The 24,415-nt window shown below is 61.2% G+C and carries 21 protein-coding genes, 1 tRNA gene and 1 other RNA gene; 8 read left to right on the top strand and 15 right to left on the bottom strand.

What is annotated here, in order from left to right:
* Positions 1-607 precede the first annotated feature (607 nt).
* A complete protein-coding gene (locus ASU23_RS15660) occupies positions 608-2,821 on the bottom strand; it encodes a DNA polymerase III subunit gamma and tau (RefSeq protein ID WP_058038219.1) in 2,214 nt (737 codons plus the stop codon).
* Between the two features lie 162 nt (positions 2,822-2,983).
* Between ASU23_RS15660 and ASU23_RS15655 the strand changes: the two genes are divergently transcribed.
* Positions 2,984-4,297: an ammonium transporter gene (locus ASU23_RS15655; protein WP_003943791.1), complete on the top strand. Its 1,314-nt coding sequence runs from the start codon at positions 2,984-2,986 to the stop codon at positions 4,295-4,297.
* Positions 4,298-4,303: 6 nt separating this feature from the next.
* Here the strand turns inward: ASU23_RS15655 and ASU23_RS15650 are convergent, their stop codons facing one another.
* The 7 genes from ASU23_RS15650 to ASU23_RS15620 form a co-directional block, all read right to left on the bottom strand.
* A complete protein-coding gene (locus tag ASU23_RS15650; RefSeq protein WP_007731560.1) occupies positions 4,304-4,675 on the bottom strand; it encodes a carboxymuconolactone decarboxylase family protein in 372 nt (123 codons plus the stop codon).
* Positions 4,676-4,683: 8 nt separating this feature from the next.
* On the bottom strand, positions 4,684-6,273 hold the full coding sequence (locus tag ASU23_RS15645; RefSeq protein WP_058038218.1) for a long-chain fatty acid--CoA ligase: 1,590 nt from the start codon (positions 6,271-6,273) through the stop codon (positions 4,684-4,686).
* On the bottom strand, positions 6,266-6,889 hold the full coding sequence (locus ASU23_RS15640; protein ID WP_050656466.1) for an alpha/beta hydrolase: 624 nt from the start codon (positions 6,887-6,889) through the stop codon (positions 6,266-6,268). Before ASU23_RS15640 ends, ASU23_RS15645 begins: the two co-directional genes overlap by 8 nt.
* Positions 6,889-8,250: an MFS transporter gene (locus ASU23_RS15635; protein WP_058038217.1), complete on the bottom strand. Its 1,362-nt coding sequence runs from the start codon at positions 8,248-8,250 to the stop codon at positions 6,889-6,891. Before ASU23_RS15635 ends, ASU23_RS15640 begins: the two co-directional genes overlap by 1 nt.
* A gap of 97 nt (positions 8,251-8,347) precedes the next feature.
* Positions 8,348-9,400, bottom strand: a complete 1,053-nt coding sequence (locus ASU23_RS15630; RefSeq protein ID WP_058038216.1) for a 3-keto-5-aminohexanoate cleavage protein — start codon at positions 9,398-9,400, stop codon at positions 8,348-8,350.
* Between the two features lie 52 nt (positions 9,401-9,452).
* Positions 9,453-10,352 (bottom strand): TauD/TfdA family dioxygenase, encoded by a 900-nt coding sequence (locus ASU23_RS15625; RefSeq protein ID WP_007731564.1) that lies wholly within the window; start codon positions 10,350-10,352, stop codon positions 9,453-9,455.
* Between the two features lie 30 nt (positions 10,353-10,382).
* A complete protein-coding gene (locus ASU23_RS15620; RefSeq protein WP_003943928.1) occupies positions 10,383-11,357 on the bottom strand; it encodes a quinone oxidoreductase in 975 nt (324 codons plus the stop codon).
* 200 nt (positions 11,358-11,557) lie between these two features.
* Between ASU23_RS15620 and ASU23_RS15615 the strand changes: the two genes are divergently transcribed.
* On the top strand, positions 11,558-12,562 hold the full coding sequence (locus ASU23_RS15615) for an AraC family transcriptional regulator (RefSeq protein ID WP_007731570.1): 1,005 nt from the start codon (positions 11,558-11,560) through the stop codon (positions 12,560-12,562).
* On the opposite strand, the gene ASU23_RS15610 is transcribed toward ASU23_RS15615, so the two are convergent.
* The gene (locus ASU23_RS15610) at positions 12,555-13,601 is read right to left on the bottom strand and encodes a YeiH family protein (protein ID WP_082661410.1); all 1,047 of its coding nucleotides are present in this window, start codon (positions 13,599-13,601) and stop codon (positions 12,555-12,557) included. The two genes, ASU23_RS15615 and ASU23_RS15610, sit on opposite strands and share 8 nt — an antisense overlap.
* A 101-nt stretch (positions 13,602-13,702) precedes the next feature.
* Between ASU23_RS15610 and ASU23_RS15605 the strand changes: the two genes are divergently transcribed.
* Positions 13,703-14,611, top strand: coding sequence for a LysR family transcriptional regulator (locus ASU23_RS15605; RefSeq protein ID WP_003943906.1), 909 nt, complete (start codon positions 13,703-13,705; stop codon positions 14,609-14,611).
* Between the two features lie 7 nt (positions 14,612-14,618).
* On the opposite strand, the gene ASU23_RS15600 is transcribed toward ASU23_RS15605, so the two are convergent.
* The 4 genes from ASU23_RS15600 to ffs all read right to left on the bottom strand — a co-directional run bounded on the left by ASU23_RS15600 (position 14,619) and on the right by ffs (position 18,107).
* On the bottom strand, positions 14,619-15,200 hold the full coding sequence (locus tag ASU23_RS15600) for an HhH-GPD-type base excision DNA repair protein (protein WP_003943868.1): 582 nt from the start codon (positions 15,198-15,200) through the stop codon (positions 14,619-14,621).
* 18 nt (positions 15,201-15,218) lie between these two features.
* Positions 15,219-16,574, bottom strand: coding sequence for a glycosyltransferase 87 family protein (locus tag ASU23_RS15595; protein ID WP_058038215.1), 1,356 nt, complete (start codon positions 16,572-16,574; stop codon positions 15,219-15,221).
* A gap of 98 nt (positions 16,575-16,672) precedes the next feature.
* Positions 16,673-17,965, bottom strand: a complete 1,293-nt coding sequence (locus ASU23_RS15590) for an aminotransferase class I/II-fold pyridoxal phosphate-dependent enzyme (protein WP_019746524.1) — start codon at positions 17,963-17,965, stop codon at positions 16,673-16,675.
* A gap of 42 nt (positions 17,966-18,007) precedes the next feature.
* An RNA gene (ffs, locus tag ASU23_RS33445) (signal recognition particle sRNA small type) lies at positions 18,008-18,107 on the bottom strand.
* A 136-nt stretch (positions 18,108-18,243) separates the two neighbouring features.
* Between ffs and ASU23_RS15585 the strand changes: the two genes are divergently transcribed.
* The 3 genes from ASU23_RS15585 to ASU23_RS15575 all read left to right on the top strand — a co-directional run bounded on the left by ASU23_RS15585 (position 18,244) and on the right by ASU23_RS15575 (position 21,128).
* Positions 18,244-18,331: transfer RNA gene (locus tag ASU23_RS15585), tRNA-Ser, on the top strand.
* Positions 18,332-18,863: 532 nt separating this feature from the next.
* The gene (locus ASU23_RS15580; RefSeq protein ID WP_253741360.1) at positions 18,864-19,955 is read left to right on the top strand and encodes a Fic family protein; all 1,092 of its coding nucleotides are present in this window, start codon (positions 18,864-18,866) and stop codon (positions 19,953-19,955) included.
* A 354-nt stretch (positions 19,956-20,309) separates the two neighbouring features.
* A complete protein-coding gene (locus ASU23_RS15575) occupies positions 20,310-21,128 on the top strand; it encodes a pentapeptide repeat-containing protein (protein ID WP_058038213.1) in 819 nt (272 codons plus the stop codon).
* A 35-nt stretch (positions 21,129-21,163) separates the two neighbouring features.
* Here the strand turns inward: ASU23_RS15575 and ASU23_RS15570 are convergent, their stop codons facing one another.
* Entirely contained in the window at positions 21,164-21,472 is a 309-nt protein-coding gene (locus ASU23_RS15570) for a DUF6191 domain-containing protein (RefSeq protein ID WP_007731580.1), read from the bottom strand.
* Positions 21,473-21,606: 134 nt separating this feature from the next.
* Between ASU23_RS15570 and ASU23_RS15565 the strand changes: the two genes are divergently transcribed.
* Entirely contained in the window at positions 21,607-22,278 is a 672-nt protein-coding gene (locus ASU23_RS15565; RefSeq protein WP_007731581.1) for a response regulator transcription factor, read from the top strand.
* Between the two features lie 39 nt (positions 22,279-22,317).
* Positions 22,318-23,097 (top strand): helix-turn-helix domain-containing protein, encoded by a 780-nt coding sequence (locus tag ASU23_RS15560; RefSeq protein WP_058038212.1) that lies wholly within the window; start codon positions 22,318-22,320, stop codon positions 23,095-23,097.
* A gap of 22 nt (positions 23,098-23,119) precedes the next feature.
* Here ASU23_RS15560 and ASU23_RS15555 read toward each other — a convergent pair whose 3' ends face one another.
* Complete coding sequence (locus ASU23_RS15555; RefSeq protein WP_003943831.1) at positions 23,120-24,409, bottom strand: MFS transporter; 1,290 nt, start codon at positions 24,407-24,409, stop codon at positions 23,120-23,122.
* Positions 24,410-24,415 lie beyond the last annotated feature (6 nt).

The following is a 24,415-nucleotide window of genomic DNA, read 5'->3' as shown; positions in this document are numbered from 1 at the left end:
GTGTGTAAAACGCAGATTCACCTCAAGGCATAAACAAATAACAAAGGTTGTTCGGCGCAATGAACGTGTTTCAGCAATTTGACAGCAATCGAGAGTTAGCTGTAACTCGGAGTTACCTATTTGCTTCGTAACCGGTCATGCTCCTGCTTGAACATCCGTACCGGATCCCGGTTTCACGGCCGCCATTTTCTCGCGATCGGCAAATATTCAGTTGAATATGCACCGAAATGCCGCAATGCCGAATATGTGGCCAATTCGCCGAATGTCCCAAATTGGTCGATCCCCGCAAATCAAACATCCGACAACTATCAATCTGAACATTCGTGACACACCGAAATTTAACAGCAGCACTCGAATGCCCATCAGACAACGAGAAATTCCAGATATTCTTCGGCGACCATCGTCCGAATCGACGTTTCGTTACACCGGAACTGAGCGAACGAATGTGCCAGCAAACCAGCCACATACAATTCAGCTTTGCGAGGCCGAGCCGGCGCGCTTTCGAGACGCGCGCACACAAAGAGAACGGCACTTATAACAATTCGATCACACAGTGGTGCAGCTGGATTCCGACAGCTGTTTCACGCACACGGACCGACTCGGCAACTCAGCTTTCGAGGCGGCGAGCTCCGAGTACGTCCTTGAGGAGTTCCTTTGCAACATCCTCGGGATCACGTCTGGCAGTCGGATCAGCGGGCTCAGCCGCCTCCGCAAACATCTCGTCCTCGTCCTCCGGCGTTGCAGGCGGAGGAGTTGCCTCGTAGTCGACCTCAGGAGCAGGGGCCGGTCCAGGGTCTTCCGGATAGTCGGGGGCCTCGGGCGGCGGAATGTCGTCCGAATCTCCGCGCTGGGGCTGCGGGGCCTTGGGCTGCTGCGCTGCGCGCTCCTGACTGGGCCGCGAGAAGCGGGGCGCAGCGGCAGGGCGGCTCGGAGCTTCCGTCGCCTTGGTTGCGCTCGATACTGTCGGCGCTGTAGGCGCACCTTCTTGATACTCGACCTGCCAAGTGCCACCGAACATTTCGGCAAGGACCTCGCAAATGACCGCCGCGTTGTGCGGTTGCGTCACACGAGCACCCAGAACCGGTGAGCCGTGAGCGATGACAACGACATGTCCACGCACGTCGTGAACCGTCGCAGCGGACAGCATGGCCGGAAGAACCTTGTTTCGTTCACCGACCTTGTTGCGCAAGGTGTTCCACGATTCACGGAGAGTCTCGACTGTGGGGCCTGCCGAGACCGGCGCCGCTTCGGCAACCGCCGGCTCGTCGAACTCGGGCTCGGGCTCGTAGTCGGGTTCCGGCTCGGCAAGCCCGATCAGCTCTTCCGCCTCGACAGAAGCAGTAACCGGTGGTTCAACCACAGGAGCTTCAACTATTGGAGCTTCGGCAACCGGAGCTTCAACCACCGGAGCTTCGGCAACCGGCGGTTCCACGATCTCGACAGTGGGAGTCTCGACGACGGGAACTGCCGCTACCGGAGGTTCGACGACAGGAGCCTCCACAACCGGCGGCGCCGCAGCTGGAGCAGGCGCGGCTGGTTCCGGCCGCACCTCAGGCTCGGCCTTGCGTTGAGAGGGCCGTTGGAACTTGGAAGCAATCTCCGGTTCGAGCGGCGGCACGGTGGGTGCCGGCGTTGCTGCCGCGCGAGGGGCAGCCGCGACTCCGGCAGCCGGAATACCTTGTTCCAGGCGCTCCAGCCGCTGCAATACAGCTGACTCGGTGTCGGAGGCCGACGGCAGCAGCATTCGCGCGCACATCACTTCGAGCAGCAGCCGCGGCGCCGTCGCACCACGCATTTCGCTGAGTCCGGCATGGACAGTCTCGGCGAAGCGGGTGAGCGTGGCCGGGCCGACTCGTTGAATCTGCTCACGCATCGTGACCAGCTCCGCTTCCGGAGCGTCGACCAATCCTCGTTCGCTGGCGTCGGAAACAGCCTGCATCAAGATGAGATCACGCAGGCGCTCGAGAAGATCGAGCGCGAATCGGCGTGGATCGTGACCGGCGTCCATCACGCGATCGACAGTGCCGAACAACGCGGCCCCGTCACTGGCAGACAGGGCGTCTACTGCTTCGTCGATGAGCGCGACGTCGGTGACTCCGAGAAGAGAGAGCGCGCGCGGATACGTGACACCTTCTTCTCCTGCGCCCGCGAGCAGCTGATCGAGGACACTCAACGAGTCACGAGGGGAACCGCCGCCGGCCTTGATGACCAGTGGATACACCGCAGGCTCGACCGGTACGCCCTCCTGGGCGCAGATCTTTTCCAGGAGTCCGCGCATGGTCGACGGCGCCAACAGGCGGAACGGGTAATGGTGTGTACGCGAACGGATGGTCGGGAGAACCTTTTCCGGTTCCGTCGTCGCAAAGATGAAGATGAGGTGTTCCGGCGGCTCTTCGACGATCTTGAGCAGCGCATTGAAACCCGCCGCCGTCACCATGTGTGCCTCGTCGATGATGAAGACGCGGTAGCGAGAAGCAGCGGGTGCGTGGAACGCCTTGTCTCGGAGTTCTCGGGTGTCGTCGACGCCACCGTGACTTGCGGCGTCGAGTTCCGTCACATCCAGGTTGCCTGTGCCGCCCGGGCCCAGCGAAACGCACGAGTCGCACACGTCGCACGGCGTCGACGTCGGTCCCTGCTCACAGTTCAGCGAACGCGCCAGGATTCGCGCCGACGACGTCTTTCCGCAGCCGCGCGGGCCGGAAAACAGGTAGGCATGGTTGATGCGTCCGGTGTCGAGGGCCGTGCTGAGCGGTGCGGTGACATGCTCCTGCCCCACCACCTCGGCGAAGGACGCGGGTCGATACTTCCGGTACAGGGCCACGCGCAAAGACTACCGGCGACCCACGACAGGTGGTCCGGTGCGGGTGCAACGCCGACTTCTCCCGAAACATGTTCGCAACACAATCGCAGTGCGGAGGAAACCGCACGCACCCATCGTGGGTTCCGTGCACGCGGGCTGGTCCGCGTGCGTGAGGAGAAAACTGTGCCCGCCACCATCGATGCCGGAGCAACTGCCTGGTTGCTCGTCAGTACTGCACTCGTACTTCTGATGACGCCAGGACTCGCACTGTTCTACGGCGGCATGGTCCGCTCGACGGGCGTACTCAACATGATCATGATGAGTTTCGTCTCGATCGCACTCGTCACGGTTGCGTGGTTGTTCGTGGGCTACAGCCTCGTGTTCGGCGACGATCACGGTGGCATCATCGGCGGACTCGAGCACATCGGCATGGCGGGCATCGACCCGTCGACGGTGCACGGGAATGTCCCGGAAGTGTTGTTCGCAACCTTCCAACTGACGTTCGCAATCCTTACTGCAGCGCTCATCAGTGGTGCGATCGCCGACCGCGCGAAGTTCTCCGCCTGGATGATCTTCGTCCCCATCTGGTCCTTGCTCGTCTATGTCCCCGTTGCTCACTGGGTGTGGAATCCGCAGGGATGGCTCGCCCAGATGGGCGCACTCGACTACGCCGGTGGCCTCGTGGTCGAAATCGTGTCCGGAGCGTCGGGTCTGGCATTGGCACTGGTCCTCGGCCAGCGGATGGGTTTCAAGGCCGAGTCGATGCGTCCGCACAATCTGCCGTTCGTCCTGCTCGGCGTAGGCCTGCTCTGGTTCGGTTGGTTCGGATTCAACGCCGGCTCGGCCCTTGCGGCCGACGGTATGGCCTCGCAGATCTTCCTCAACACACTCGTCGCCGGTTGCACCGGACTACTCGGCTGGCTGTTCGTCGAGCAGAATCGTGACGGACACCCCACGACGTTCGGCGCAGCTTCGGGCGTCGTCGCCGGTCTGGTCGCGATCACCCCGTCGTGCGGAACGGTGAACATGTTCGGTGCGCTCGTCATCGGTCTGATCGCCGGCATCGTCTGCTCGTACGCCGTGGGATGGAAGCACAAGCTCGGCTACGACGACTCCCTCGACGTCGTCGGCGTGCACCTCGTCGGTGGAATCGTCGGCTCGTTGCTGATCGGACTCCTCGCGACGGCCGTGATGACGGGCGGTCCGGAAGGTTTGTTCTTCGGCGGTGGATTCGCGCAGTTGGGCAAGCAGTTCGTCGGCGTCGTCGTGGTCGCGCTCTATGCCTTCGGTGTGACCTACGGTCTCGGAAAGCTCATCGACAAGACCTTCGGCTTCCGCATTTCGCGTGAAGACGAGGCCCGCGGAATCGACGTTGCCCTGCACGCGGAGTCGGCCTACGAGCACGGAGTCCTCGGCCACGGTCCGATCGGCGGACAGAACCCGAGCCCGTTCCTCCAGCGTCAGCGGGAGGAACGGGAGAACCGCGAGCGGGACTGACCGCCCTCACCGGTTCGCGATTTCCTCCATCAGGATCGGAACGCCGACATTGCAGGAATGAATCCCGACGACGGTGGTCAGTTTCAGCACCTCGAGAATCTCCTTCGAGGTCACTCCCATGTCGAGCGCGGCGCGAATATGGCGTCGTACGCCGGGTGCGTACATGTGTGTGCTCGCCGCATCGACGGCTATGCACAGCAACTGGATCACCTGAGGTGACAGCACCCCGCTGTTCCAGGGCTGCATCGCTGTCTTCATGTACAGCTCGGTCCACTCGGGATCCAGCTCCGAAAGTCCGTCCCACAACGGATTCCAGCCACCCGAATCCTTCATGGCCTGGGTCACGGGAAAAGCTTCACTTGCTCGAACGTCAGTCATCGATCTCCTCAGACCATCGAAAATGCTTGATTCAGTTCACGTTTGAGAATCTTTCCGGTTGCCGTCATCGGCAGCGACGGCACGAACTCGATGCGACGCGGATATTTGTAGGCGGCCATCTGTTCCCGCGTCCATTCCACGAGATCCGATTCGGAGATCTCCTCACTCGGCTCTCGGATCACGAACGCGACAACTTCTTCGCCGAGGCTCGAGTCCGGCACCCCGACGACGGCGACGAGTGAGACGGCTGGGTGAGTGAGCAGAACCTCTTCGATTTCGCGTGGGTAGACGTTGAATCCGCCCCGCACGATCATGTCCTTCGCGCGATCGACGATGTAGTAATTTCCGTCGGTATCGACCCGTGCCAAATCCCCGGTGCGAAACCATCCGTCGCGCATGACTTCCGCCGTCGCCTCTGGTCGGTTGAAATAGCCCTTCATGACGTTGTGCCCGCGAATGGCCAACTCTCCCACTTCGTCGGGGCCGGCAATCGTGTGCCAAGAGTCGTCGACAAGCCGCGCTTCGACGCCCCAGATCGGCACGCCGATCGAACCGGGCCGGGGGTCGCTCTCCGGGTCACTGAACAAGGCCAGCGGAGAGGTCTCGGACAACCCGTACCCTTCGAGGATCTGAACACCGAAGCGTTCCCTGAACTGTGTCAATATTTCCACGGGAAGCGCTGCGCCACCGGAGATCGCGCACCGCATGTTCTGTGCAACGGTCTCGATATCCACCCCGGATTTCACTACCTCGTCCAGCACGCCGAGCAGTCCCCAATACATGGTCGGGACGCCCGCGAAGACCGAGATCTTTTCGCGTTCCATGATCTCGAGTGCCGCGGTCGCATCGAAGCGCGGCATCAACACCAAGGTGGCACCGACGCAGATTCCCGCATTCATGGTCACTGTCTGGCCGAACGAGTGGAACAACGGCAAAGTCAGGAGATAACGCTCATGCATGGACGGAACGCTCTCGAACAACCGGTTGGTCGACAGTGCATTCAAGACCATGTTGCAGTGAGTGAGTTCGGCGCCCTTGGGCTTTCCGGTCGTGCCGCTGGTGTAGAGGATGACCGCGGTGTCCGTCGGTTCACGAACAACCGCGACTGCAGGCGTTTCCGTGCCGGACACGGACGCCAGTGCTTCGCCTAGAGTCTCGACTCCGAGGATCGACGACGGTGCACCCGACTCGGCGCTGATCACGATCAGGGCCGAACAGGTCTCGCTCTGCTCGAACCCGGCGATGGCGTACTCAGCGATCGGCAATTCGGGACTTCCCTCGAAACAGAAGTACAGCTTTGCTTCCGAATCAGCCAGGTGATAGGCGATTTCGCGCCCCTTGAGCAGAATGTTCAGAGGAACGACGACGCCGCCGGCCTTGAGAATGCCGTAGTAGACGATCGGGAACTCGAGAACGTTCGGGCAGGACAACGCCACCTTGTCACCTGGCTCGACACCCCGCGAGACGAGCAGATGGGCGATGCGATTCGCGTACGCGTCGAACTGCGCATACGTCAGCCTCGCTTCCCCGAGAACCAGCGCATCCCGTTCCGGGTACCGCCGGGCCGAGTCTTCCAGCAGAGCAGCAAGATCAAGCATGACTGTGTTCCTCCTGCGCATCGGAATCCGTGGCATGAGACGAGGCAGCGCGCGACACCGACTCGAGCAGTTCCCGCACCAACGATTCCGCCCGCGGCCAATACCCGTATCCGGACGCCGGATTGAGATGTCCGACCTCACCCAGATCCAGCAACCGACTCCCCCATCCTTCAGCCAGACCCACAACTCGGCGATACCCGGCGAGCGGATCGTTCCGACTCGCCGCGACCGTGCTCGGAAACGGCAGACGCTGACGCGGTATCGGTAGCCACCCGTGACGGTCGAGATCTTCGAGAGACGGATAGGACTCGGGCAGCGGAAGTTCGAGATCCGCCGGCGTGACCAGAAGTGCGCCCGCAACCTCTCGATGATGCGCCCTCGCCCAGTGAGCAACTGTCATGACTCCGGCGCTGTGCCCGACCAGGACCACCGGCCCGCAGACACTTGTCAGCACCTCGTTCAATGCCGCAACCCGCGCATCGCGGCTGAGCTTGTCGGTCTCGAGGGGAGGAACCGTCAGAACGTTGTCGAGCCTGCGCGCGAGGTGAGTCTGCCAATGATCTTCGACATGATCCCGCAGACCGGGAACCATTACTACCGTAGTTGATTCATTCATCATGAGCTCCGAACGTCTGTTACTTCAGTGGCGCCGGGGATCTCGGGCCGATTCTGCAACGTCGCCAGCCGCCTCATCCCGGCGGGATAGGCACGCTTGCCGGCTACCAACGCGAGGGCCGCGACGACATAGACGAAGGGCGAAAGCTGTAGAGCGCCGAGAAGACCCAGGTGATCGGCGAGGATGCCGACAACGAAGGGACCGAGCGCCAGCCCGAGAAGGTTGTTGGCGACGGTGAGCGTTCCCATGGCCGACGCTCGAATCGAGTGATGGGTAAGGTTCGCGACCATCGCTGCCGTCGGCCCCGACGAACCGGCGGAGAAGAATGCACCGATACCGAGCAACACGAGTTGTGCTGTCCCCGTGCCCAACCGGAGCCCGACGCTCAGCGTCACCAACGAGATGGCGCAGTAGACAATGGCGGTGGTCCATTTTCGCGCCGAATCGTCGCGGCTGAATCTATCTGTGATGAAACCGCAGACCACCATCCCGCTTCCGACCAGGAGGACGAACACGGAAGCCGTGACGCCGGCCTTGTCCGGGGCCAAATCGTAGTAACGATTGAAGAAGCTCGGCAACCACGCCAGAAGTACAGCGGCGGTGAACATCTGGAGACCACCACCGATGTAGGCGAACAACACGGCGGGATTGGTGAACAGCGAGGACACCGGCGCACGAAAACCGTCGTGTCTCACCGCTTCCCCGGCGGCATCCGGCGCGGCCTCGACGGCGTAAGCGGTGAGCTTCTTCTCGGTGACGAGGGCACGGAAGAGCGCGACCAGAATCAGACCGAAGATTGCCATGGCGGCAAAAGACCACCGCCAACTGAACTGGACTGCGATGAACCCACCGATTGCCACACCGATGACCGAACCGAACGATCCACCGGCCATGAAGGCACCGGCAAGAGCTGCGTGCACGCGGGGCGCAAACACACTGAGGACCACGGCGATACCCACGCTGCCGTACGCCGCTTCACCGACACCGACCAGGAACCGGGCGCCCAACATCTGTTCGTAGGTCTGAGCGATTGCGCACAGCAACGTCGCGACACTCCACAACACCGCCATCAAGATCAAGCTCTTGACGCGGCCCCAGCGGTCCGCGAGCAGCGACAACGGGAACGTCAACAGCCCGACCATCAATGCCACCACGCTGCTCAGGGAGGCGAGGTGCGAATCGGAGAGATCCCAGTCCGCTTTCAGGATCGGGAAGACTGCACTGAGCACCTGCCTCGACATGTAGTCCGAGAGCAGAAGACCGAAAGCCAGGGCGAAAACGATCCACGGGTATAACTTTCGTCGTCCGCCGATTCCGAGCGCGGTGTCCACACGTGGCGTGGCGGGAGCTTGCAGTCCCATGACTCTCCTAGGAAGTACTCGAGGTAGACGGGGGGATTCGGGGGTACGAACCGTCGCGGTTCGTACCCCCGGAACTGTTGTACGAGAGGGTGTGAACTCAGGCGTGCTGCGTGAATCCCAGCTGGCCGATACGGCGGTTGGGCGCGTAACCCAGCTTCGCCAACGTCTCGTCGGTGTCGGCATACGTCTCGCCGATCCGGTAGATGTCCCGAGCTTCCTTCGCGGTAGCCACCTCGCGGCCCAATTCGCCTGCAATGCGCACCAACTGCTCGATCTGCTGCACCGACGTCATCTTCTCGCCCTTGCGGCCCCAGATGGTGTCCTCGTTGCCGCAACGCGCGTGCAAGCCCATCGCGATGGCCATCGTGTTCACCGGCAGGACGCTACGCATCAGCGTTTCCAGCGTCAGGCACGCACCGTCGGGAACACGCTGGACGAAGTTCATCATGTTGTACGGGTTGGGGCCGTCGAAGCCGCCGCCGATTGCGACCCACGTGAGGTTGACCGGACCCGTGTAGATGCCGCGTCGGATCAACCGCTCCACCGTTTCGAGCTGCGGAATACTGGACAACTGGAAATGCGGCTGGATTCCAGCGGCCTGCAACCGGCGCAGGTGCTCTGCCACCCACTCCGGACCGGCGGGCACAGTCATTTCCCGATACGTATCGGCCAATTCCGGACGCTGCATCGACGTACCCGCGATGTCGTCGTCGGTCATCAGTTCCATGATGTTCATCTGGCTGGTGTTGATCGCGATCGTCACCTGATCGGGAGCCGGGTCCAATTCCGCCAGCATGTGACGCACGTCGTCGGACAACCACTTCGCATCGGCACCTTCCCCCTCCGGGGCAAACGAAATCGACCCGCCGACCTGCAGAATCATCTCGGGAACGGCCTCACGCAAGCGACCGAGAATCTCGTTGAACTTCGACAGACGCTTCGAGCCCTTGCCGTCGAGTTCACGCACGTGGATGTGGAGAACTGTGGCACCGGCGTTGAAACAGTCGACGGCTTGCTGGACGTGCTCGTCCATCGACAGAGGGAGGTCTTCTGCAAAATCGTCCGGCTCCCACTCCGGTCCGTAGGGAGCAACGGTGATGACAAGCTTGTCCTGGGTTTCGGGGAACAGTGAATCGTCGTGGAAATGCATAGCGTGACTCCGATCGAGTGAATGAATTTATCTTCGGGGCTGGGAAGAGAGATCAGAACGGTGCGTCGCCGATGATTCCGGCGCGCTCCATCTTTCGAACCGCTGGCCAGTAGTCCTGCACCGCGTAATGCTGTGTCGATCGGTTGTCCCAGATCGCGACGCTGTTTTCGGTCCAACGCCACCGAACCTGGTACTCGGGAATCTGAGCCTGGCTCGCCAGGTAAGTGAGCAGATTCCCGGCGCCGGGGGCGTAATCGATTCCATAGCGGACGTTCTCGGGCGTGTGATAGTTCACGAGGTGTGTGGCGAACGAATTGACGAAGAGAATCTTCTCGCCGGTCTCCGGATGTGTTCGTACCACGGGATGTTCGGCGTCGGGAAAGCGTTCCTTCAGCTGGTGCCGCTGTTCGATCGGCATCCGAGCGCCGAAGGTCGACTCGATACTGTGCCTGGCACGCAGATCCTTGATCTGCTCCTTGACCCGCGCCGGCAGATTCTCGTAGGCGAGTGCCATGTTCACCCAAATCGTGTCGCCGCCGACAGGAGGTGTTTCCACACAACGCAATACACATCCCATGGGCGGGTTAACGCGCCAGGTAGCGTCGCAGTGATATGCATTCTCGAAATGCTCCGGCGGGCTGTCCAGATCCTTGTAGATGCGGACGAGGCCCGGGTGGTCGGGGTCGCTGCCCAGAGCCGGATGATCCTCGAGTTCACCGAATCGCTGGGCAAGTTCTACGTGCTCGGCTTTGGAGAAGGTCTGGTCGCGAAAGAACAGAACCTTGTGTTCGAGCAGCAATGCCTTGATTTCGGCGAAGAGTGCATCATCTCGCGCGACCTCGCCGAGATCCACCCCGGACAACTCTGCCCCGATCGAACAGGTCAATTTCTCGACGCGGATCGTATTCCTCGACGAGGGAAGGTTTTCTGTGAGCGTTGCGGTGTTGGTCATGACAATTCCTCTGGGAAGTGCTGTTTCGGTTCAGACGGAGAAGACGGAGGAACCGATACTGCGACCGGACTCCATGTCGTGGTGCGCACGCACCGCATCTTCGAGGGGGTATCGCTGGTTGATCTCGATCTTGATTCGCCCGGACTCGACGTGTGAGAACAGTTCGCCCGCCAGTTCGGCACGTTCTTCGGGATCCGCGATGTAATCGGCGAGAGCCGGACGTGTGAGGAAGAGTGATCCCTTGACTGCCAACTGCATTGCCTGAATCGGCGGAGTCGGTCCGGACGCCGTTCCGAAGCACACCAGCAGCCCCCGCCTGGCAAGGCAATCGAGAGAGATGTCGAACGTGGATTGCCCGATACTGTCGTAGACAACCGGCACGCCGACGCCCCCGGTGATCTCCTTGACACGCGCGACGACGTCCTCGCGGGTGTAGATGACGACTTCATCGCACCCGTGAGCTCGGGCAACGCTCGCCTTCTCGTCGCTCGACACCGTTCCGATCACTTTGATTCCCAACAGTTTTGCCCACTGGGTGAAGATCAGTCCAACCCCGCCCGCCGCAGCATGTAGCAACACGGTGTCTCCCGCTTTCAACGGGTAGATGCGACGCAGAAGGTAGGCGGCAGTCAGTCCTCGCATGGTCATGGCGGCCGCGGTGTCGAAGGCGATGCCGTCGGGTAGCGCGATCAGGTCGGACGACGCCATGATCCGCTCGGTGGCGTACGCACCCAGCGGACTGCCGGTGTAGGTCACACGGTCCCCCACTGCAAAATCGACTACTCCCTCGCCGATCTCTTCGACCACACCGGCGCCCTCGACGCCCATCCCGGCAGGCAATTGCGCAGGATAGAGGCCACTTCGAAAGTAGGTGTCGGCGAAGTTCAACCCCACCGCTTCATGACGAACCCGAACCTCTCCGGCGCCCGGTCGTCCTACCTCGATCTCTTCCCAACGCATGACGGACGGTGTGCCGATCTCGTGGAACCGAATGGCGTTTGCCATCAATGCTCTCCAATTCTGTGGGCGGGCTCGACTCGATTACGGTCGAGCTGTATTCGTACGCAACAACTTCCAGAAGTCGGTGCTCGGCTTCGTGGTCGTGCCGAACTGATGTGAACAAAACTATGTGAGATCCGGCTCACATGCTTAACTTGACGAGACACACAACACAACATTTCGGGACATCGAGTAAAGGGGGCCCTATGAAGCCACTCGCCCGCTACGCGTCACTGAACCGATACGTCGACCTGTGCCGAACAGTGGACGTGGACGCTGTGGCCCTCATGAGAAGTGTCGGCCTGAGCCCGGCAAGCCTGGCGAACCCCGACCAATGGGTACCGGCCGCCTCCATCGCATCGCTCCTGGAGCGATCGGCAGCGGAGTCCGGACACGAAGACTTCGGGCTTCTACTCGCCGGCCTGCGTCGACTGTCCAATCTCGGTCCCCTCAGCTTGGTCATCAGGGAAGAACCAGACGTCAGGAGCGCGCTCGACGTATTGATGCGATACGAGCACACGTACAACGAGTCATTACGCATTCGATTGAACGAGGTCAACGGACTCGCCACCCTGCGAATCTCGCTCGAGGTCGGCGAACCGGTCGACACCAGACAGAGCGTCGAACTCGCAGTCGGCGCGACGCTGCAGATCCTGCGAAGTTTCCTGGGTTCTCGATGGCAACCGGTCAGCGTGGGATTCACGCACAATGCCCCGAAAGACACGAGCACGCATCGGCGAATCCTCGGCGAGACGGTGGAATTCGATCACGAGTTCACCGGCATCGTTTTCTTCGCCGCCGACCTGGATGCGGCTAACCAACTTTCCGACGAGTTACTCCGGCCGTACGCTCGCCAGTTCCTCGACTCACTTCCCGCATCGGAAACCTCCGACACCCTCAGCCGCACCAAGGAATTGATCGAAGTTCTGCTTCCGACCGGCCGCTGCTCTGTCGAGCAGGTGGCACGCAGTCTCGGATTCGACCGGCGGACACTGCACCGTCATCTCGCCGAATCCGGAGATACGTTCACGGCCGTTCTCAATTCGGTTCGAAGCTCCCTCGCGGAACGATTTGTCTCCAACCCTCGCTATTCATTGACCGAAGTGGCTGTGCACCTAGGGTTTTCGACGCAGGGTAGTTTCTCGCGCTGGTTTCGCACTCAGTTCTCGATGAGCCCGAGCGCGTGGCGGACTCAGCGCTCGATCAGCTGACCAGCACGACTCCGACGTAGGCGATCGTTGCCACCCACACAGTGGAAATCGCGGCCAGCACGAATGGCCGGGCGCCAACTCCACGAATGACGCTCAACCGCACCCCCAGCCCGAGTGCGAACATCGCGGCGGCCAACAGCGCCGTCTGCACCGTCTTCGCCAGTCCCAGAAGCTCATCCGGCAAGATGCCCGTGGAGCGCAAGCCCATGCAGCCGATGAACGCCACGACGAAAAACGGAACCAACGGAGGACGCTTGGTGGCGGTGCTGTCGACCATCCTGCGTTGCCGGATGCTCAGAAATGCCATGACCGGCGCCAACATCAACACGCGCGCAAGTTTCACCACGGTCGCGACACCCAACGCGGTGGCGCCGAGAGCGCTGCCGGCAGCCACCACTTGCGCCACTTCGTGGATCGACCCACCGGCCCACATGCCTGCACCGACCTCGTTCATACCGAAAGCGTTGGCCAACAGTGGGATTGTCGGAATCATCAGAGTTCCGAAGATCACCACCAACGCAACAGCGGTGAGCAACTCTTCCTCTCGCGCATTCACCACACCGTCCGCAGCAGCCACGGCGGCAGCGCCACAGATCGAGAAGCCGCAGGCAATCAGAATTCTCTGCGACCAACTCAATCCGAGAAGTTTTCCGGCATACATGGTCCCGGCGATACCGAGGAACACAATCGCCACCACAACGGCGATCACTCCCCAGCCCAAACCGACGATGTCGGAGAACATCAATTGCAGCCCGAGCAGAGCGATACCCACCCGAAGTAGCCGTTTCGCCGAGAATGCCAGGCCAGGTTGGAATTTCGCCGGCAAAGAGACGGTATTCGCCAACACCGCACCCGCCACGATCGCAATCAGCAACGGACTCACGGCGGAGGTGAACTGACCGGCTATCAGCGCGACCGTGGCCCCCAAGGCGCACAACGCAACTCCGGGCACCAATGCAGCCACACTGGACCACCGTCGTACTTCTGACGAAGGTGCGACTGCGGGTTTCTCGGCCACGGACTTCACATCACGGTTCACTCATCCAGCGTCCTTGAGCCACCATCGCTCCGGTAGGGCGATTTCTACCATCACGGCATATCAAATCGATATGAACGTGAAGTTCGGTATAGCCTGTTTGCATGACCAGACGGTGGCCCGACCTCACCACTCTCGAGCTACTCATCGGCATCGATGATCACGGAAGTCTCAGTGCGGCAAGCCGTTCAGCAAACATTGCGCAGCCGAATGCCAGCCGCGCCGTCAAAGCCCTCGAGCGGCAGCTCGGGATGCCACTCATACACCGAAGGTCGACGGGGGCGACTTTGACTCCGCAGGGGACCGTCATCGTCCACTGGGCGCGCCGCGTCCTCGCCAACTCGAGGCAGCTTCTCGACGTCGCCGAAGGGATGCGGACCGAACGATCCGCGGAATTGACCGTGTGTGCCAGCATGACCGTCGCCGAACATCTGATTCCGGCCTGGCTCGGTATCTTTCGGTCACTACATCCTGGTGTCACCGTCCACCTTCAGGTCTACAACTCGACCCGCGTCCTCGAGGCTGTCGAGGTGGGAATGTGCGACCTCGGATTCGTCGAGTCACCGACCGTTCCGAAGAGCCTGTCCAGCGTCACCGTCGCGCGTGACTCGCTGGTCGTGGTCGTTCATCCGGATCATCCATGGGCGCGTCGACGAAAGCCGCTGACCGTCGCCGAACTGGCAGCGACGCCGCTGCTGGTGCGCGAGCCCGGATCGGGAACCAGAACGACTCTCGACCTGGCGTTACACGAATACGAGCGCGGTGCACCGTTGTTGGAACTGGGTAGTTCGGCCGCGATTCGAACCAGCGTGCTCGGTGGCGTCGGCCCGGCGGTACTGAGCACGCTGGCCGTCGAGGACCAGGTGAAGCAGGGAGAACTTCGGGTGGTAGCCGTCGAAGGCTTGGAACTCGACCGATCCCTGCGCGCAGTGTGGCGCCCGCCGCGTCAGCTCGAGGGCCCCGCAGGCGACCTGATGAAAGTAGTGCGTGCCAGCGGGTCCCGGAAGTCCTGAAAGCGGCTTACTTCTTGTCGGCCTTCGCTGCTGCCTTTGCGGCCTTCTTGAACTCGCGGACCTCGAGCAAAGACTGTTCGTCGACCACGTCTGCAATCGAGCGCCTCGAACCTTCGAGCCCGTAGTCGCCGGCCGCTTGGCGCCAACCTTTCGGCTCGACGCCGATCTGTTTTCCGAGCAACGCCAGGAAGATCCGGGCTTTCTGATCCCCGTAACCGGGTAGGGCTTTGAGCCGCTTCAGCACTTCCTTGCCGTCGGGATTTCCCGAAGTCCAGATCGCCGCGGTGTCGCCGTCGTAGTTCTCGACGATGAACTGGCACATGAGCTGGATACGCTCACCCATCGACTTGGGGAATCGGTGCACAGCCGGAGGCTCGGCACAGACGGCGATGAACTCGTCGGTGTCCATGTCGGCGATACGCCTGACGTCGATACCGCTGAGCCGATCCGCCAGCTTCTTCGGACCGAGGAAGGCCGTTTCCATCGGAACCTGTTGATCGAGAAGCATTCCGATCAACAACGCCAACGGGTCCTCGGCGAGGAGAGCATCAGCTTCGGGGTCACCGACAAGGTTCAGTTGAAGTGCCATGAGTCCGATACTGCCACGTCAGACGGCAGTTGTGACCGGCGCCGACGCATCCGGGGCCGGAATCTTCCACTTCTTCCAGCCGAACAGAACCAACGTCCAGACCGCGGCAAGCGTGAAGACCCAGAGGTAGACGCCGACGGTCGGAATCCGCAGATACTCGGGCGGCACGAACATGAACAGGCCCATTCCGATGAAGCGATCCGTACCCGGAATGACCGACGGGTCCCACCAGGTGTGAGACCAGTTCAAGACCGGGAGCAGGAAAACGAACGGCGCCACCCACGCCCAGCGCTTCTTCGACACCATCGCGTAGTGCGCGGCGAGGACGACCAGCGGGACGAACCACACCCAGTGATGGCCCCACGAGAACGGCGAGACAGTAGTCGCAGTCAACCCCGTCATGGTGAGGCCGAGCAATTTCTGGCCGTGCCGGTGAGCAATCCACGCGGCACCGAGTCCGAGGCATACTGCCAGCGCACTGAAGACTAGGACCAGGACCCGCGACGGCGTCGGAGTGTGAGTGAGCTGAGCGATCAGACCGGACACGGACTGGTTGCTCGGAGCGTCCGTCGGTCCGACGCGTTCGCTGTCGACAAGAGTGCCGGTCCAGTACTTGTACGCATCGTTGTAGATCACGACGAAGCCGATCGCAACGGTCGCAGCGAACGTCACGACGGCCGTCACCAACGCACGCCATTGACGAGTGATGAAAAGGTACGCCCAGAAGAAGGCCGGAGTGAGCTTCACGCCGGCGGCGATGCCTGCCCCGATTCCTCGGAGCCGACTCTTCTCGTCCCGACCGAGGTCCCACACGATCAAGAGCAGCAGGAAGATGTTGATCTGCCCGAGCCAGAGCGTCGTACGTATCGGTTCCATGAACAGAAAGATCGTCGTCGCCAACGCACTCACGGCGTACGCCTTCACGTCGAGCCGATAACCGAGGTACTTCCAGCACAACACGATCACTGCGAACAACGCAGCGATGTTCAAACCCGTCCACACGACAATCGCCTGTTTGAACGAGAGCACCGCCCACACCGTGAACAGCAAAGCCGCAAACGGGGTGTACGTGAACATCATTCCGTCCAGGACTGGCCCGTCGTACAACGGAAGGCCCTGAACCACAACGCTGCCGCCGTGGCGGTAGACGTCGAGATCGAGGAAATTTTCGAAGATCCCCCAGTACCGCGTATTCATCGGCACGGCGAAAAGAACCATCAGCACGGACGCGACTGCCAGAACACCGAGCACAGAGAATCCGAGAACACCGACACGGAGGGTGCGTCGCGGTATGTCAGCTTCGACGACCGACTCCGAGTTCGCGGTGTGCGCCTCGAAAGAAGGCCCATCCGAAGCGTTGATCGCGCCCGTCACTACAACCTCCGGGATTTACACCCTATGTCGGGAATTGATGCTCCGAACGGTACAAGACGAGACCGAAAAGTACCGACCGGGCACGCCGCTTCGAGAACTCAGATCTCGGAGAGACGCGATTCGGTGGCTGCGAGCAGGACACACGTAGCCACGCCGTCCATGGCAACTTCGAGTTCAGCCGTGGACGGGAAGCTCGGGGCCAACCGGATGTTCCGGTCATCCGGATCCGTGCTGTACGGGAAAGCCGACCCGGCAGCGGTGAGCGCGATACCCGCGTTCTTCGCCAGTTCGATGACCCGCTTGGCCGTGCCGTCGACCACGTCGAGGCTGATGAAGTATCCGCCCTTCGGCTCGGTCCAAGACGCGACCTTCGATGCACCGAGACGATCCTCGAGGATCCGCAGTACGAGCTCGAACTTGGGCGCGAGGAACGCGCGATGCTTCTCCATGTGCGCACGAACGCCGTCGGCATTGCCGAAGAAACGCAGGTGGCGAAGCTGATTGACCTTGTCCGGTCCGATGCTCTTCTTGCCCAGGAACTTCTGGTACCAGGCAAGGTTTTCCGCCGAGCTACCGAAGAAGCTCACACCAGCGCCGGCGAAAGTGATCTTGGACGTCGACGCGAACACGAGCGGACGGTTGGGGTGTCCGGCCTCCGCTGCCATCGAGAGAATGTCGTAGGAAGGCGCAGTCTCGCCGACAAGCGGATGTACGGCGTACGCGTTGTCCCAGTACAGGCGGAAGTCGGGCGCGGCCGTCGGCATCGACGCGAGCGTACGGACAATTTCTTCGGAGTACACGGCACCGGTGGGGTTCGCGTAAACCGGAACCGCCCACATGCCCTTGATCTGCGGATCTGACGCAACAAGTTCGGCGATCTTGACGACATCCGGGCCGTCGTGGTTCATCGGCACCGCGATCATCTCGATGCCGAGGGACTCGGTGATCGCGAAGTGGCGGTCGTAGCCCGGTGCGGGGCAGAGAAACTTGATCTTCTCTTCCTGTGCCCACGGCCGGGCCGAATCCGGAGTGCCGTGGAGCAGTGAGAACACGACGTTGTCGTGCATGATCTCGAGGCTCGCGTTGTTTCCGGCGAGAAGGTTCGCAACGGGGATACCCAGCAGCTCACCGAAGATGGCGCGCAGTTCCGGCAGACCGGTGAGTCCGCCGTAGTTACGGCAGTCGGTGCCGCTTCCGTCACGGAAATCACCGTCGCCGGGCAGCGTCAGCAGCTCTGCGGAAAGGTCGAGTTGTTCCGGGGAAGGCTTACCGCGGGTCAGATCGAGTGCGAGCTTCTGCGCCTGGAGCTGCGTGTACTTCGCGCTCTGGCTCTCATGCTCGGAGGTGAGTTCTTCATGGCTCATCAACCCGATCTGGGTTTGGATAGGCATCCGGAGCGGCCTTTCACCGACGAGGCGGGGTCGGGTATGTGAAAAAAATAGAGGACCCCGCGCACCCGGCAGAGCCCGTTGACCCTTGCTGCCTTCCGGCCCTGGGGGAGTTCACAGGATGCGCGCCGCGCGGGATCCAATGAACAGTGTAGACGGCTTTCGCCGGCCGCTGCACACCACCTACCGGGGCCGAGATGCAAACCTCGAGTTCCACCGGTTCTTCGCAGGTCAGGTACCCGTTTAACGCTTCGCGCCCGCAATTGGGTATGCTGCTCCACGGAGGATTCGCCTAGTGGCCTATGGCGCTCGCCTGGAACGCGGGTTGGGTTAACGCCCTCAGGGGTTCAAATCCCCTATCCTCCGCCAAAGGAACCCCTGTGAACTGCTGAGAAGCGGTTCACAGGGGTTCTTTTCTGCCCTCATGCAACGAGTAATGCAACAGGGTCTCGGTTCAGCTCGATGTTCTGCGAGCTCACACGGCCTGCCGACTCGTGGTGGTTTCGATCCCTCAGCGCGCCGAATCGGAATGCTGCTGCGTGACTTCGAGTGGCCCGCCGATGGCCTGAACCCGATTCGGGAAGCTATGGCCACATCTGCTCCTGCAGCCCGCGTTGGTCATGAAATGACACCCGCGCCGCAAGTCTTATTTATCCAGATCCCATTCTGGATAAGATAGGCATGGAAAGCAAGGCGGCAATATAGCGTGGATACAGGGAGAGACCAGATGGCGTACAGGACGTTGAAATCGATCTTTCACCAACGAGATCGTGCTGGTGCCGATGCTGAGGAGCGAGCGCGACGCGATTCTCCCGCCGCCGTCCACTGGGACCTACTGATCGGCGAACACTCGACGTTCGCACTGATGACACCCGAAGTCGCAGCGCTGATCGAACGGATCATGAGCTTCGAGCCGAAGATCCGGGCTGAGTGGAACGGGCTGCCGGCCCTCGCGCGCACCCACTACCTGCATCGCATGGTGATCGACGAGATCCAGGCAACGAACGAGATCGAACAGGTCCGCTCAACCCGGAAGGAGATCAGCGAGGCAATCGAGATGGTGTGGGCGGAGCAACCCCTCGCGAACAAGCGGTTCGCCGAGATGGTGCGGCTCTATCTCAATATCGGCAACGACCAGGCCGAGAGTCCACAGACGCTCGACGACATCCGAGACGTCTACGACGCGGTAACTCGGGGCGAGATTCGCGACGAGGACGCCCCCGATGGGAAGCGGTTCCGGCAAGGGCCAGTATCGATCACGTCAGGAATCAAGGTCGTGCACACCGGTGTGGTACCCGAGTCAGCGATCGACGACGCGCTGACCCTCATGCTGAGCCAGGGGGGCGACGACGCGATTCCACGACTGATCAGGGCAGTGGTCGCGCACTTCATCTTCGAGTACACGCACCCGTTCTACGACGGCAACGGCCGAACCGGACGCTACCTTCTCGCGCTGGACCTTCGACAGGTGTTGGCTCCGTATGCGAGCCTGGCATTGTCGGCGACCGTCGCCGACAACAAGGATCGTTACTACAAAGCATTCTCTGACGCGGAGAATCCATTGAACCGCGGAGATCTGACGCCCTACCTGATCGATATGCTGGAGATCATCGCCGAGGCGCAACATCGACTGCTGCTCGACCTCTCCGAGAGGCGCCATAAGATCGACACACTCGAGGCGCGTATCCGCGTTCTGGTGGAGGATGAGAAATTTCCGCTGAACTTGGGACTCGATCGCGAGTCGACGCCGCCGGTTGATAGCAACCACATCGGCGCAGTCCTGTTCACCCTGGGTCAGGCCCACTGCTTCGAGGCGAACCGCGCCATCAAGTTGAACACCCTGGTCGAGGTGGTGGGTCGATCCAGCCAGTTCGCCCGCCCGCGACTTCAGCGCCTGGACGATGCCGGGATCATTGAGACGGTTACGAAGAGACCGCTGCGCTTCCGGCTCACGGCACGGGGGGTATCGCTCCTCGATCTGGATGGGGAGTGATTTTCGCCAGGTCGCAGATGGGCTAGGTGGCGATTGGGCGCACGATCGACGTTTCCATTCCCACTCGCGAATGGAGTGCAGTGGCCTCAACATTTGTGGTCTTCGTCGGCGCACTGGTTCTGCCGCCGGGTACCGCACGACGATTGGTTGCAGCGAGCTGGGCCGTCCACCCGATTTTCGACCTACTTCACGAGCGTGGTCCAGAATCACGTCTGCCGGATTGGTACCCCGCAATTGCGCGGGATACGACCTCGGAGCCGCTGGACTTCTTGCTGCCGAACCACGCAATTTCGTTTGACAGACTCACAAACCCGAGGACAGACTTTCCGTCCAACCCAACCATCGGGAGTACGCGTGATTGCCGGCCAGACCAATCTGCTCGCAGATTGCAGCAGTTGCTTCGGTCTGTGCTGCGTCGCACTCCCCTTTTCCAAGTCCTCCGACTTCGCGACCAACAAGAATGCCGGCGACCCCTGCAAGAACCTGCAGCAGGATTTCCGTTGCGGCATTCACACCGGATTGCGAAAGAAGGGCTTCACCGGTTGCACCGTCTACGACTGTTTCGGTGCGGGACAGAAGGTTTCACAGCAGACCTACGACGGCGTCAGCTGGCGTGATGCCCCGGAGACCGCGTCAGACATGTTCGAAACCTTCCCTGTCATACGCCAGTTGCACGAACTGCTCTGGTATCTCGCCGAAGCCCGCTCGCTGAAGCAAACCCACTCGATACGAAAGGAACTCGACGCTGCACTCGCAGAGACGGAAAGCCTGACCAACGGCACACCTTCGCAGATTCAAACCGTCGACGTCTCAGCACACCGAGCGGCAGTCAACACACTGCTCTTGCAGACGAGTAACCTTGTGCGCTCACCGATCTCAACCAAGAAGGGTCGAAAACTCGACCACCGCGGCGCAGACCTCATCGGCGCCAAATTTCGTGGTTCCGATCTACGTGGGGCCAACTTTCGCGGGAGTTACCTGATCGGTGCAGACCTCCGCGACTGCGAACTCGATCGAGCCGATCTGATCGGTGCAGACTTACGCGGCACCGACATTCGCGGCACAAAACTCCGCGGCAGTATCTTTCTCACTCAGTTCCAGATCAACGGGGCGATCGGCGATTCGGCTACCACGCTGCCCGATTCACTGACCCGCCCCGGCCACTGGGCCTGAACCCGACTGTCAACTCCGTCGACTGTCGGCGACTGTCAACTCCGTCGACGGAGAACGACCTTGTTAGCTTCCGGATCGACAGACACCCACGGCGGGTCACCGTCCGTTCCGTCCTCACGATGCATCAATGCGCTCTGACGCTGTTCGAATTCATGATGCTTGGACCCCTGAAACAGGGCAGCAACCTCTTCGAAGCCCGCGGCCGAGACCGGACGAGTTGTACGTCCCCGAGTCCACGGCAGTGCCCGGCCGCCGGTGAGCCGGTTCCAGAGAGTCTCGGCGAAAGCGAACAGGACCAGCAGCACGAGCAAGCCTGGCAGCGTCAACGCGAACAGAGTGCCCATGAAAGAAGTCTAGCGACGAACGCCCCCGGTTCCCTCGACTTCCGATCGGCCGCCCTATGTCTGGTCCCGCGGTCGATGATCTGCCAGAATGCAAGCTGTTACGACTAGTAACACCTTCGGGGGGAGGATTTCACGTGAGCTTGATACTTGCAGCTACCGACCGTTCGGAGCTTGCCCAGACACTCGGTACCGAATTAATACATTTCGGGCACCAGATACAGCTCGTCCGCACCGGGCGCCGCCTACTCGATGACCTGGACACCGACAGTTTCGATATCGCCGTGATCGATCTCCTTCTGCCGGACATCGACGGCTACGAGATCGCACGGCAGATCCGCTTGCGCAGTTCGATGCCGATCATGATGCTGGTGGATACCTACGAGGACATCGACGAAGCACCACATCGCGCTGTCTCGGACTTTGTGCTGAACCCGATCGATTCTCACGCGCTCGATCTTCGGGTCACCGCAATCCTTCGTGAAACCGCACATCCCGCCCCCGGCAAACACCAACGTCACGGTGACCTGCTCCTCGATCGACGTGCGATGACGGCGACGATGGGCGGAAAGCTGCTGGTCCTCAGTCGGACCGAATGGCGGGTACTCCTGGAGCTGTCGACCGAGCCTGGGCGCGTGTACTCACGTGATCACCTGATCCGAAACGTGTGGGGTTCCGACCACGAAAGAACGCGTGTGGTCGACGCAACCATTCTCAGCCTGCGGTCCAAACTCGAATCCGATCCCGCGAAACCGAAGTACATCAAAACCATCAGGGGATTCGGATACCGCTTCGGCCCGGTCGACTGAAGTCGCCTTCGTGTCGGTGCCGCTCGATAAGCTCTTGTCATGGGTTGGTACACACCACAATCGGTCGCCCCGGATCTCTCCGACATCCTGGTGTGTGGCTGGACGGCGTGCGCAGAAGGAGAACACCTCCTCGTGCCCGATGCTTGCATGGACGTGCTGTGGATACGCGGCGTCGGCATACGCGTCTGTGGCCCCGAAACCGCTGCGTGGTCATTTACTCTTCCGCCCGGAACACGCTCCGTGGGTGTTCGATTCCGCCCGGGATCGGCATCGCCCATCTTGCGAACCTCGGCGTCCGAGCTTCGGGATTCTCGCGCTGACCTCAGCGATGTAACCGACGCACGCACGGAACGAATACTGTTGAACCGCTTGGAAAATTCCGAAGACCACGAACAGGTCTCCATCCTCGAAAGCGCTGTTCGGAGTTCGGTAAATTCGAGTTTCCGTCACGATCCGGTGATCAACCACGTTCGCACCGCACTGTCCGAACATTCGTGGAATGTCAGCTCTCTCGCCGACGCGGCGGCGCTGACTTCGCGCCAACTCCAACGTCGATGCAACGACGCCTTCGGATATGGCCCGGCAACGCTGCGCTCGATCCTGCGCCTCCAGCGCTTCATGGCGCTCGCTCGCAGTCGACCCGCGCTGGGACTCGCTGAATCCGCAGCGCACTGCGGATTCAGCGATCAGGCCCACTTGACCCGTGAATGCCGCCGAATCTCGTCGCTGACCCCGGCGGCTCTACTCCGCACCCAAGCCCCCGACTGGCACGGGTCGGATACCGTTGTCACGCTGGCGGAGGGAGACGCGGTCGCGTAATCCCGACCGCGCTCCCCCGCCGTCACTTCTGGCTGAAAAGCGTCCTTGCCGACCACAGCCCACCGAGGGAAAGAACTGCGACGGTCATGTAGTAGTAACTCGGGGCGTCGAGCGAGCCTGTTGTACTGATCAACCAGGTCAAGACCAACGGCGCGATTCCGCCGAGCAAAGTCACTCCGAGGTTGTACGACAATGACATTCCGGTAGCCCGGATCTCTGCCGGGAACAGCGAACTCATCAGGGCGGGCAAGGGACCGAAGGCAAACGCCATGATGACACCCAGGACCGAAACAACCAGGACGAGGGTCAGAGTCGACGGGTGATCGACCATCAATTTGAAGAGCGGCCAGGCCAAGACGATTGCCGCAACGGCGGCCCAGGTCATAACTCTCGCCGGTCCGACCCGGTCTGCAAGATGCCCGATCAACGGCACGGTGATCAAGGTGACCAGTCCGGCGACGATGCCGCCGAGATAGCCGGCCGAGGCGGAAACTCCGAGGTTCTTCACGGCAAACGTCGGCATGTACAAGATGAGGTAGATCGAGATAGTCGCGACGCCCACTACTGCGGCACCGGTCAGCACCCGGCCGAGATGCCTGGTCAGCGTCGTCTTCAGCGGAGCCTTTTCCGGAACGCTCGTCTTGAAATCGTCCGTTTCGTCAAGCTTGGCACGGATGTAGAGTCCGACCGGCCCGACGATGATGCCGAAGAAGAACGGAACGCGCCAGCCCCACGAGTAGAGCGCTTCATGCGAAAGGTGAGTGTTGAGCACGTATCCGAACAGCGATGCCAGGAAAACCGAGGCACCCTGGCTGGCAACTTGCCAGGAAGAGTAGAACGCCTTCTTGTGTGGCGCAGTCTCCACGAGGAAGGTTGTAGCAGTACCGAATTCACCGCCGGCGGAGAATCCTTGAATGAGACGTGAGACAAGGATGACGACGCCGGCCCACGGTCCGATCATCGAGGTCGTCGGCGCCACGGCCATGATGAGCGTGCCGATCATCATCAGCATCATCGTCAACGTCAAGGCGTTCTTGCGCCCGCGACGGTCGGCATAGCTTCCGAGAACCATCCCGCCAAGCGGCCGGATGACGTACGAGATCGCGAACGTCGCGAACGTCAGTATCAAACCGAGCGTGTTGTCGCCGCCGGGAAAGAAGTTATGGGCGATGACCACTGCGAATGATGCGTAGACGATGACGTCGAACCATTCGAGCGCAGCGCCGAGTGAGCTGCTGATCACCGCCTTGCGTGCAGCGGCCAGGCGTTCCGGGGTGACTGTTCCGGAGGTTGGCGTAGTTGCCGTGGACATGGTTTT

It is taken from the genome of Rhodococcus sp. KB6, assembly GCF_001445685.1.
GTDB lineage: Bacteria > Actinomycetota > Actinomycetes > Mycobacteriales > Mycobacteriaceae > Rhodococcus_F > Rhodococcus_F qingshengii.
Note: the sequence above shows the minus strand (reverse complement) of the source record. Positions and strands in the feature narration are given on the sequence as shown.

Bases quoted from the DNA above. Each gene is read 5' to 3' on its own strand.
- ASU23_RS15650 (WP_007731560.1), bottom strand. From the start codon at position 4,675: ATGACTGACGTTCGAGCAAGTGAAGCTTTTCCCGTGACCCAGGCCATG.
- ASU23_RS15645 (WP_058038218.1), bottom strand. From the start codon at position 6,273: ATGCTTGATCTTGCTGCTCTGCTGGAAGACTCGGCCCGGCGGTACCCG.
- ASU23_RS15640 (WP_050656466.1), bottom strand. From the start codon at position 6,889: ATGAATGAATCAACTACGGTAGTAATGGTTCCCGGTCTGCGGGATCAT.
- ASU23_RS15635 (WP_058038217.1), bottom strand. From the start codon at position 8,250: ATGGGACTGCAAGCTCCCGCCACGCCACGTGTGGACACCGCGCTCGGA.
- ASU23_RS15630 (WP_058038216.1), bottom strand. From the start codon at position 9,400: ATGCATTTCCACGACGATTCACTGTTCCCCGAAACCCAGGACAAGCTT.
- ASU23_RS15625 (WP_007731564.1), bottom strand. From the start codon at position 10,352: ATGACCAACACCGCAACGCTCACAGAAAACCTTCCCTCGTCGAGGAAT.
- ASU23_RS15620 (WP_003943928.1), bottom strand. From the start codon at position 11,357: ATGGCAAACGCCATTCGGTTCCACGAGATCGGCACACCGTCCGTCATG.
- ASU23_RS15615 (WP_007731570.1), top strand. From the start codon at position 11,558: ATGAAGCCACTCGCCCGCTACGCGTCACTGAACCGATACGTCGACCTG.
- ASU23_RS15605 (WP_003943906.1), top strand. From the start codon at position 13,703: ATGACCAGACGGTGGCCCGACCTCACCACTCTCGAGCTACTCATCGGC.
- ASU23_RS15600 (WP_003943868.1), bottom strand. From the start codon at position 15,200: ATGGCACTTCAACTGAACCTTGTCGGTGACCCCGAAGCTGATGCTCTC.
- ASU23_RS15590 (WP_019746524.1), bottom strand. From the start codon at position 17,965: ATGCCTATCCAAACCCAGATCGGGTTGATGAGCCATGAAGAACTCACC.
- ASU23_RS15580 (WP_253741360.1), top strand. From the start codon at position 18,864: ATGAGCTTCGAGCCGAAGATCCGGGCTGAGTGGAACGGGCTGCCGGCC.
- ASU23_RS15570 (WP_007731580.1), bottom strand. From the start codon at position 21,472: ATGGGCACTCTGTTCGCGTTGACGCTGCCAGGCTTGCTCGTGCTGCTG.
- ASU23_RS15560 (WP_058038212.1), top strand. From the start codon at position 22,318: ATGGGTTGGTACACACCACAATCGGTCGCCCCGGATCTCTCCGACATC.
- ASU23_RS15555 (WP_003943831.1), bottom strand. From the start codon at position 24,409: ATGTCCACGGCAACTACGCCAACCTCCGGAACAGTCACCCCGGAACGC.